General features: G+C 32.2%; 10 protein-coding genes and 1 other annotated feature. Of the genes, 8 read left to right on the top strand and 2 right to left on the bottom strand.

Going from position 1 to position 10,575, the window contains the following annotated elements:
- Positions 1–86: 86 nt before the first annotated feature.
- Positions 87–1,052, bottom strand: a complete 966-nt coding sequence (locus tag RR643_RS09940) for a zinc dependent phospholipase C family protein (RefSeq protein ID WP_332472342.1) — start codon at positions 1,050–1,052, stop codon at positions 87–89.
- 123 nt (positions 1,053–1,175) lie between these two features.
- Here RR643_RS09940 and RR643_RS09935 point away from each other — a divergent pair, with 123 nt between their 5' ends.
- Positions 1,176–2,486, top strand: coding sequence for an MFS transporter (locus tag RR643_RS09935; protein ID WP_332472341.1), 1,311 nt, complete (start codon positions 1,176–1,178; stop codon positions 2,484–2,486).
- A 57-nt stretch (positions 2,487–2,543) separates the two neighbouring features.
- Here the strand turns inward: RR643_RS09935 and mscL are convergent, their stop codons facing one another.
- The gene (gene mscL / locus RR643_RS09930) at positions 2,544–2,921 is read right to left on the bottom strand and encodes a large conductance mechanosensitive channel protein MscL (RefSeq protein WP_332472340.1); all 378 of its coding nucleotides are present in this window, start codon (positions 2,919–2,921) and stop codon (positions 2,544–2,546) included.
- A 193-nt stretch (positions 2,922–3,114) separates the two neighbouring features.
- Positions 3,115–3,357, top strand: a binding site (T-box leader).
- A gap of 78 nt (positions 3,358–3,435) precedes the next feature.
- Here mscL and RR643_RS09925 point away from each other — a divergent pair.
- From RR643_RS09925 to add, 7 genes are all read left to right on the top strand, one after another.
- A complete protein-coding gene (locus RR643_RS09925; protein ID WP_332483114.1) occupies positions 3,436–4,428 on the top strand; it encodes an ABC transporter substrate-binding protein in 993 nt (330 codons plus the stop codon).
- 9 nt (positions 4,429–4,437) lie between these two features.
- Positions 4,438–5,319, top strand: coding sequence for an ABC transporter permease (locus RR643_RS09920; RefSeq protein WP_332472338.1), 882 nt, complete (start codon positions 4,438–4,440; stop codon positions 5,317–5,319).
- Positions 5,316–6,101, top strand: a complete 786-nt coding sequence (locus RR643_RS09915) for an ABC transporter ATP-binding protein (RefSeq protein WP_332472337.1) — start codon at positions 5,316–5,318, stop codon at positions 6,099–6,101. Before RR643_RS09920 ends, RR643_RS09915 begins: the two co-directional genes overlap by 4 nt.
- A gap of 76 nt (positions 6,102–6,177) precedes the next feature.
- Positions 6,178–7,548: a bifunctional metallophosphatase/5'-nucleotidase gene (locus tag RR643_RS09910; protein WP_332483113.1), complete on the top strand. Its 1,371-nt coding sequence runs from the start codon at positions 6,178–6,180 to the stop codon at positions 7,546–7,548.
- The gene (locus tag RR643_RS09905) at positions 7,548–8,777 is read left to right on the top strand and encodes an MFS transporter (protein ID WP_332483112.1); all 1,230 of its coding nucleotides are present in this window, start codon (positions 7,548–7,550) and stop codon (positions 8,775–8,777) included. Before RR643_RS09910 ends, RR643_RS09905 begins: the two co-directional genes overlap by 1 nt.
- A gap of 62 nt (positions 8,778–8,839) precedes the next feature.
- A complete protein-coding gene (locus RR643_RS09900; RefSeq protein ID WP_332472334.1) occupies positions 8,840–9,571 on the top strand; it encodes a hypothetical protein in 732 nt (243 codons plus the stop codon).
- Between the two features lie 8 nt (positions 9,572–9,579).
- Positions 9,580–10,575, top strand: a 996-nt coding sequence (gene add / locus RR643_RS09895; protein ID WP_332483111.1) for an adenosine deaminase, incomplete at its 3' end; no start/stop codon positions are given.

The following is a 10,575-nucleotide window of genomic DNA, read 5'->3' as shown; positions in this document are numbered from 1 at the left end:
AAAACTTCCTTTTCTTAAACATAATATCTCCTTGTCTAAACAAGATAGAATTATAATATTTTAAGATAAGAAAGTCAATTTTAGCTTTATTTTTCGTAAATACAATCAAAATAACGCATAGTTGATTCAATCGATAAACCAGTCTCAAATGATTGATTATTAATATATGCCATGAGTTCATCTAACTCAGCTTCGTTTTTGAGGTAGTTGAAGAAATAGGTACATACTTCTTGACCCAAATGAATTGAATCATTAAATATATCCACGAAGGAGCGCGTATTAGGCTTGTTTGTACAAGGATGATGCCATGTGCGATGAGCGTTGTTTAGAATATCCAATTCATCTTCTTCAAGAGGAACAATCATCGATGTGAAAGCATATGGTTTCTTCAATATATTCTTTTCAAATCCAAATAAAAGTTTCTTCTTCATATTCTTTGGATCATATAGCACTTTTTGAATTTGATAGAAATCTTTCAAACAACCTTCGATTGTCTTTCGATCAATATCATCTTGATAAATGTCATGAAGGGGATTTTTATAGACTTCAAATACGGCATCAACTGTATGTTGATCATATTTGAGTAGCTTGTATCCTGGGTATTCTTTTGGTGTTTGATTCTTAATGAGTTTCAACATGAGATAATCTAAATGAGATTCAAACCGACGATGAAGCAAAGAAGAATTACCGCCTTTAGTTGATTCTGTTTGATTAAATATGTAGGGATGAGCTTCTTTATCTAATGCCCAATGACAAAGCAATCCTGATATATAACTGATTTTTTCTTGGGTTTGGTGCGCTTTGCATTCCTCAAAGACCTGTTTAAAAAAATCATGAATGTTGTGATTATGTATTTTTCCACCCATTGTTGCGATACGATGTGCTTCTTCTTGATTCTTCCAAGGCCAAGCATTGTAATAGAAGAATAAATCTGGTCCACTGGTACCAATTGAAAACTCTTCGATATTGGAGTTAATGATTTTCTCTAATTGTAAGGGTAAAGAGCGGCACACTTCTTTACCAAATAATTCGTGTGTTATAAGACTAGGCATAAATAGTCCTCCATATCTTTATTATATCAAAAATAGTTTAAAATCATTCTCATTTCACAAAGTTTTAACAATTCATTAAGTCAAATATGATAAGATATTCATAGAATTTAGGGGGAAAAGTGAATGAAACTTACAAAAACTGAAAAAAGTTGGATTTTGTATGATGTCGCAAATAGTGCATTTGTTCTTATATTAACCGCAACAATCCCAGTATTTTTTAGAGGGTTAGTAGATAGTGCAGGGGTGGAAGCAGTTTGTAATAATTGGCTTGTACAATTCTTATTTAGTGCTAACGCTAATGCTTCATTATTTGGGGATGTTCAAGCATTTGAAGCATTAAAGACAAGTTTATTCGCGTTAACGACAACTTTTGCAGTATTGATCGTTGCCATCAGTGCTCCAATGATAGGCGCTATTGCAGATTATAAAGGAATGAAGAAGAAGATGTTTTCTGTATTCTTATTCATTGGTGTAATGGCTTGTTTATTGTTGGGTATTACAACCAATTGGTTTGGATACTTAGGTTTAATTATCGTCGCAAGAATTGGATATGCAAGTTGTAATATTTTCTATGATTCTATGTTGGTGGATGTATCTTCTAACGATAGAATGGATACTGTTTCTTCTTATGGTTATGCATGGGGATATTTGGGAAGTTGTTTACCCTTTATTGTTGGAATTTACCTAATATTAGCTACTCCATTTGGGTTAACCGTTGCGAAAGCCACACAATTATCATTTCTTATTACTGCAATATGGTGGGCAGTATGTGCCATTCCTTTATTGAAAAATGTAAAACAAACTCATTATTTGGCGAATCATGATCATCAAATAAAGGAAGCATTTGGACGTATTGGTAAAACCATGAAGGAAATAAAGAATAATCCTAAAATGTTGTATTTTATTATTGCTTATTTTTGTTATATTGATGGTGTCTATACAATAATTTCGATGGCTACTACTTATGGTGCTGAAGTTGGAATAGGTACTAATGATATGATTATTGCATTGTTAGTAACACAAATCGTTGCATTTCCATTTGCTATTTTATCAGGTATGCTTGCGAAGAAATTTAAAACAATAGATATTCTAAAAGTTTATACACTAATTTATATCGCAATATGTTTATATGGATATCAATTAGATCAAACTTATGAATTCTGGGTGTTGTGTATAGCGGTTGGTATTGCACAGGGTGGTATTCAAGCATTATCTCGCGCTTATTTTGGAAAGATTGTACCTAAGAATGAATCGAATGAATATTTTGGATTCTTTGATATCTTTGGTAAGTTTGCAGACTTCCTAGGACCACTTATTATTACAATTTGTGCCGCAATGTTTGGGCAAAGCAAATATGGAATCTTAGCTTTGGTTATCTTGTTTGTAGTCGGTTATTTCTTCTTAAATAAAGTATCAAAAATAGATAAAGATTAAAAAAACTATACCTTATTGTGATGAGTTAAAGTTAGTCACTTAAGGTATAGTTTTTATTTATTTATTTTTTAAAGCATCACGTATTTCAGTTAACAACTTAACTTCATCACTAGGTTCTTTAATAACTTCGACTACTTGTGGTTGTTTTCTCATTTTGTTCATTACCTTGATAATGATGAATAAAATGAATGCCATCATTACAAAGTTGATGATTGCGCTAATGAAAGCTCCATAACTTATTGTAACTGTACCAAAAGTAATACTCAATGTATTTAATGAGTCATTTACAAATAAACCTAGAACAGGCGAGATAATATCATTAATTAATGAATCGACGATTGATTTAAATGAAGCTCCAATGATAACACCCACAGCCATATCTACTACGTTTCCACGCATTGCAAACTCTTTGAATTCATTTAAAAACTTTTTCATTATGTCCTCCTACTTTATATATGTATTATAGTATAAAGATAGATGAACACAACTTTGAATATAAAAATAATTTCTTGTTTTCTTTTAAATATACTTCTTTGTGGAGTCAGCTTGACATGTTGGATGATAAGTTAATAAATTAAATTTATGTGTAATTATTGACAATGAATTGAAATGGGAGTATATTCTAAACAACAAACCGATGATTGAGATATAAAACAAGTTAGTCGCTTAAAGAGAGTCAGGGAGGGTGGAATCCTGATAGAGAAGACGATTTGACAAATGGACTCATGAGGGCCGAGTGAAAGAGAAATCGAGTATCTATGGACGGTAGTCACCGTTATAAGACAGAAATGTGTTTGCATTTTGATTGAGAGGATAAATAGATTCTATTTATCAACAAAGGTGGTACCGCAGGTTAACGCTTGTCCTTTATTTGGATAGGCGTTTTTTGTTTATATGAAGGTAATCCTTCACTTCAATCAAACGCATAATTGAAAAGGAGAGAAGAAAGATGAAAATGATCAAAACAGGATTAATTGCACTAGTATGTTTAGCACTAGTAGGTTGTTCAAGCCAACCAACAAAAAAAGATGAAGGTACAACCTCATCAGTGAAGAAAATAGGTGTTATTCAATTAACAGAACATACTTCACTTAATATGATTTATGATAGTTTTGTAGAAGAATTAAATAGCTTAGGATATGGTGATGACAAAGCGGTAATTGATTTCAAGAATGCTCAAAATGAAATGTCAAATATTCCAACAATTGTTCAATACTTTGATGCAAATAAACAAGATGTAGTGGTTACAATTACAACTCCTGTTGCTCAAGGTGCTATGTCATTAACAAAGAATACACCAATTGTATTTGCAGCTGTTACAGATCCAATTGCTGCAAATGTAGTTAAGGATTTAGAAAAACCTGAAGGCAATATAACAGGTACTAGTGATATGGTTCAAATTGATGAAATCATTGATTTAGCGTTAACAATCAAACCAGAAATTAAAACAATTGGATTCATTTATAATCCATCAGAAACAAATTCAGTTTCAAATTTTGAAAAATTAAAAGAAGTTTGTGCTGAAAGAAATATTAAAATTGAAACAGCTTCAATTTCTACATCAATAGATTTACAAACAGCGACAAGTGCTCTACTTCCAAAGGTTGATGCAATCTTTGTTCCAAATGATAATACAGTTGCTGAAGCAATGCCAACACTTGCAAAACTTGCGAAGGAAGCTAAAATACCAGTGTTCACAGGTGCTGATTCAATGGTAATGGATGGCGGATTTGCAACAATTGGAATTGACTATGTTGCATTAGGTAAGAAAACTGCACAAATGGTTGTACAAGTATTAGAAGGTACACCGATTAATGAAATTCCAGTATATGTATTTAGTGATGATTTATTTATTACTGTGAATGAAAATACAATGAATGAATTAGGTATTACGTTACCAGAAGAAATTTTAAATAATCCAAAACTCGTATTAGTAAAGTAGGGTGATGATATGTCTTTGAGTTTAATCGTTGGAGCAATTGAATTAGGTATTATTTTTGGGATATGTGCATTGGGACTATTCATTGCTTTTCGTGTATTGAATCTACCGGATTTAACAGTTGATGGAAGCTTTGTAACAGGATTAGCTTTTAGTGCAATATTTGCGATGCAAGGTCAACCTTTACTAGGAATTATCTTGGGTGTCATTGGTGGCACACTTGCAGGTATCGTAACAGGTGTACTACATACAAAGTTTAAGATACAAGAAATACTAGCAGGTATTTTAACCATGACAGCGTTATATTCAATTAATCTTAAAATTATGAATGATCAACCAAGTATTTTCTTATATGGTATCAATACAATCTTTACACCTTTCGCAAATAAACTGGTGATTGCAGGAGTTGATTTTGGTAACGTGTTGGTTTTGTTAATTATTACAATTTTATTAGTTGTGATTCTGGTTTTCTTCTTTAAAACATTAACAGGATTAGCACTACGAGCAACAGGAGATAACGAAGCAATGGTAAGAAGTTCTTCTATTAATACCGACACAATGAAAATCCTAGGATTCGCAATGACAAATGCTATCGTCGCATTGGGTGGTGGTTTGTATGCGCAATATACACAAACAGCAGCACATGGTGCTGGAGTTGGTACATTAGTCTTGTGTTGTGCAAGTATCATTATTGGTGAAACTGTATTTGGTAAACGTCGTGGTATGCTTCATCATATGATATCAATTGTACTCGGTGCAATTTTATATCGCTTACTAATCTCTTATGCATTTGTTTTGGGATTACCGGCAAGTGACTTAAAACTATTCTCTGCACTAATTGTGGTATTTGCAATGGTTGTACCTCAAATTAAATTTGGGAGGAAAAAAGCATGATAGAAATTAAGAATTGTAATGTCATCTTTAATAAAAATACAGTCAATGAGAACCATGCGTTGAAAGATATTAATTTAAAACTTGAAGATGGTGATTTTGTAACAGTAATTGGTTCAAATGGTGCAGGTAAATCAACACTACTTAATGTAATATGTGGTAGTGTTGAAACCGAATCAGGACAGGTATTTGTTGATCAACAAAATATCACGAAATTCAAAGAACATAAACGCGCAAATCTTATAGGGCGTTTATCGCAAGATCCACTAAAAGGTACAGCACCTCATATGACAATCGAAGAGAATTGCTTGTTGGCATATGGTAGAGGTACAAAAAGAAAACTTAGATTCTCTATCAGTAATGATGAAAAAGAATTATTTTATAATCAGTGTTTAAAATTAAATTTGGGATTAGAAAATAGAATGAAAACAGAAGTTGGTTTTTTATCAGGAGGACAAAGACAAGCACTTACGTTGTTGATGTCTACAATGATCCCTCCACAATGTTTATTACTTGATGAACATACAGCTGCCCTAGATCCAAAGACAGCTGAAAACATCATGAAAATCACGAATGATATCATTCAAGAACATCACATCACAACATTAATGATTACTCATAATATTGATCATGCATTACAGTATGGTAACAAGACAATTATTATGAATGAAGGTAGAATATTAGATATCATTGAAGGTGAACAACGCAAATCAATGACAAAACAAGATGTACTTAAATACTATGAGAAAATAAATGGAGTTTTAACAGACAAACAAATTTTATAAAAAGATGGCTATGCCGTCTTTTTATCTATAAATAAGGCAAAATTTGAAGTATAATATCGACTATGAGGTGTAGAAGATGAGAATATTTCATACAAACGATATTCATAGTGAATATGAAAATATGGAACGATTAGCAAGCTTTTTAAAGAAATATAAAACCAGTGATGATCTATATCTTGATGCTGGTGATACAGGCGATTTAAAAAGTTTAATGGTAATTGGTTCAAAGGGTGTGGTTAGTGCGACATTAATGAATTACTTAAAAGTAGATGCAATGGCAGTAGGTAACAATGAATCCGAACTTGGTCAGGAGTGGGTAGAGTTGATTGCAAAAGAAATGCCGCTACTATCATGTAATTTAAAAACAATAGATGGTAATGATTTAAACTATCTACAAAATAGTAAGATTATCACCAAGAATGATATTCGTTTTTTGATTATAGGGACTTCGCCATTTTATAGTGCAAGTTTAAAAGAAGGAGCATATAACTTCTTCTTAGAATTAGATGGTTTAAAATCAATTGAACCAATACAAGCAATTCAACAAGAAATTGAAAAGTATCAAGGAGAGTACGATGTATGTATATTATTAAGTCATTCAGGAATTGAAAGTGATGAATACATTGCGAAATCAGTGAATGGAATTGATATTATTATTGGAGGTCATTCCCATACGCAAATAGATGATATACTTAAAATCAATCATACAATGATTGTTCAAGCAAAAAGTTATGCTGAATATATTGGTTGTCTTGATATCACATTTAATGAGAATAAAATGGATCAAGTTTCTTATCAATTGATTCCCTTAGATAAGGAAGAAAAAGACCAAGATTTCATTGAATTGGTAAACCGATGCAATGAACAGGCAATTGATCAACTCAATGAACCAGTAGCTCATGTCGAAGCGTTGAATTACGATTTAGTGAATGAATGTCACTTAATTAATTTTATATGCGATGCATTGATGAAATTACATCCTTGTGATTTTGCGATGATATATCATGGGATAGTTAATCATTCATTAAAAGGGGATGTATCAAAAATGGATTTAATTCATTGCTCACCATCTAAATTAAATCCTACTTTTGTAAAAGTAATGGGTAAGCAAATACGTGATGCTTTTGAATTAAGTTTAGATAAGGAATATTGTTTACAATCAGGAAAAGGACCAGGATTTAGAGGTGATAAACTCGGTACTCTGGGATTTAGTTCTAATGTACAAATTAAAGATCAAAAAATATTGATTAATGGAGTGTGTTTAGATGATCAAAAAGAGTATTCTATTATGATTGATGATTATCTTCAACGAGGTGCACGATATCCATCACTTAAAACACCTGAAAAAGAAGCGAAATTCTTCCGTGGATTTATTCGGGATTTAATTGAAGATCATTTGAATGATGAGGAGTGTTTTACTAGTTGTAAAATAAAAAGGGGAGTCTAATGTTTAATCAATATAAGGGGTTAAGAAGAGAAATGTATGTTCTCTTCTTTGGTAGAATAGTGACCAACATGGGTGCGTTAATATGGCCAATGTTAACATTGATTTTAAGAAATAAATTAGGTCTGAGTGCAAGCGATGTTGCAACAGTAATGTTGGTAATGACTGCTGTGCAAATTCCAATTACATTGTTAGGAGGAAAGCTGGCAGACCGTTTTAATAAACGAAATATTATTATTTTTTGTGATTTAGTAACAGTAGTATGTTATCTGATTTGTGGGTTTATTGAAGTATCCTTCATGTTTGTGATTTTATTTTTTATCGCTGGGTTATTTGCTTCAATTGAATGGCCTTGTTATGATGCCCTTGTTGCTGATTTAAGTTCATCAAGTGATCGTGAGAAAGCATACAGTTTAAACTATTTAGGTGCAAATATTGGACTTGTTTTAGCTCCAACAATTGGTGGTTTCTTATTTGAAAATTATCTGAATTTAGCTTTTATATTCAATGCGATATCTACGCTATCAAGTACCATTCTTATCTTTCTATTAATCAAAGATATTAGTAAAACAAAAGATGATATTGTTACAAGTTCCTATGAGGAAGATGCGAGTAGCAAAAGTGTATTTCATATTTTGAAAGAGCGCAAAACAATGTTATTGTATTTGTTGTATGTTGCAGTATCTGGATTAGTTTACTCACAATTTAATTTCTTATTGCCGTTAAACATGGAACAATTATATGGTGCAAAAGGAGCTATCTATTTTGGATTAATCACAAGTGTAAATGCGGTAGTAGTAATTGTTGGAACCCCATTATTAACTTCATTATTTCCAAAGATTAGAGATGTCTCTAAGATTATAATAGGGGAAATCTTGATTGTTACAGGGCTTGCAATGTATATCTTTATTCAAGGGTTGATACCTTTCTACTTTGTATCAATTATTATTTTTACACTAGGTGAAATTGCAAGTACACTGGGTAAGCAACCCTATATGACGCGGCGTATACCATCCTCTCATCGAGGAAGAATTGGGAGTATCAGTTACATAGGAGCATCACTTTTTCAAGCGATTATGCAAAAAGGTGTTGGTTTTCTAGCAGACCATTACACCATGCAAATAGTATGGACAATCATTTCATTTATGGGTTTGATTTGTATCGGTGTTGCGATATGTTTAAAACTTGTGGATAAAAAAGCTTATCCTTTGTTCTATCAAGAAGAAAAATAAGCGTTTCAAGAAGTCTTAGTTAGTGATAAAATAAACAGTAAGAAAAGAGTTGGAGATTGAATATGAATAGAAATTTAGATGAAAGAAAGAAAACATTTCAAGACATTACTTATTTTGAACGTGATGATATTCAAGCAGGTGATGATACATATCATCGCTTAGCCATTCACACACATTTTATTGCTCGTGGGGAATCTTATATTGAAAACATTGAAAAATATGTTAAACCTTTATATGAAGAGGGTAATATTGTTTCCATTAGTGAAAAAGTTATTTCGATGTGCCAAAACAACTGCGTTGATAAAGCGGATGTTCGTTTGGGAGTTTGGGCTAAATTTTTGAGCAAATTTGCGCATCGTTCAAGTGCAGGTATTGGTATGGATGAGCCTTATAAATTACAATTAGCGATTAATATTGTTGGATTACCTAAGATTCTTTATGCTTCAGTATGCTCGGCAGTTGGTAAGTTATTTGGTAAACGTGGTGTTTTCTATGAAATTGTTGGAAATGGCATTGCTGGAATTGATGGTTTCTATCCAAATTCATCATTTGATATCTATAAAGTTACGGCAGTTCTAAACCCAAAAAATCCAGGTGGGGTTTGTGATGAAATATTTCAAAAGACGGGTGTTATGTGTGTCATCGTTGACGCGAATGATATTTCACGTGAGATTCTAGGTAAATATTCTCAATTACCTATAACAGATGATAAATTTCTTCAAATTATTCGTGATAACCCAGCTGGGCAAAGCGACGAATTAACACCATTTATCTTGCTTAAGAAGGCAAATTAGGAGGCAAGATGAAATATAAGATACCTAAAATTGATTTACATTGTCATCTTGATGGAAGTATTCCACCAGAAGTTTTGTGTGAACTTGCACAAAGTAGAAACATCAAAATTCCAGGTGGATCATTAGATGGATATAAAGCATATTTAAAAGATACATTGAATTGTAAAAGTTTAGTGGAATATTTAGAACGTTTTGATTTTCCGATTGGTATCTTACAAGATGAAGAAGCTATTATCAAGGCAACATGTGCATTGATTGAAATGTTAGATCATCAAGGCTTAGTTTATGTCGAATTGAGATTTGCTCCTCAACAACATACAAAGAATGGTTTATCTCAAGAAGAAGTGTTACAAGCAGTATTGAAAGCTGTAAATATGTTGAAAGATAAGTGTCAAATTCATGTAGAGTTGATTCTATGTATGATGAATTACACGGATGCTTCCATCAATATGAGCGCGAATATGGAAACTGTAAATTTAGCAAAGCAGTATTTAGGAGAAGGTGTTGTTTTACTTGATATTGCGGGAGCTGAAGGAAATAATATGATGGATTTTGAACCATTGTTTAGGCATGCGAAATCAATAGGCTTGCCTTATATTATTCATGCAGGAGAAGCAGGTCCTGCACTAAATGTACATCAAGCATTAAAATTAGGTGCCAAGCGTATAGGACATGGTGTACGTAGCATCGAAGATTTGAATGTAGTTCAAGAACTCGTAGATACGCAAGTACCTATCGAAGTTTGTATCTCGAGTAATTTAAATTGTTTTGTGTTTGATGAAGCTGTTCATCATCCCATTAAGACACTTCAAGATAAAGGCGTTTTAATTACAATTAATACCGATAATATGATGTTTTCAAATACGACTCTTGAGCAAGAATATGAAATCTTGAAGTCTACATTTGGTTATACTGATGAAGATTTAATTCAATTTAATAAGAATTCATTAATGGTTGCGGCTTGCGATGAAGAAGTAAAACAAAAAATCAATCATTACTTTAAT

Origin of the sequence: Anaerorhabdus sp., from assembly GCF_036637135.1 — a bacterium.
GTDB lineage: Bacteria > Bacillota_I > Bacilli_A > Erysipelotrichales > Erysipelotrichaceae > Anaerorhabdus.
Note: the sequence above shows the minus strand (reverse complement) of the source record. Positions and strands in the feature narration are given on the sequence as shown.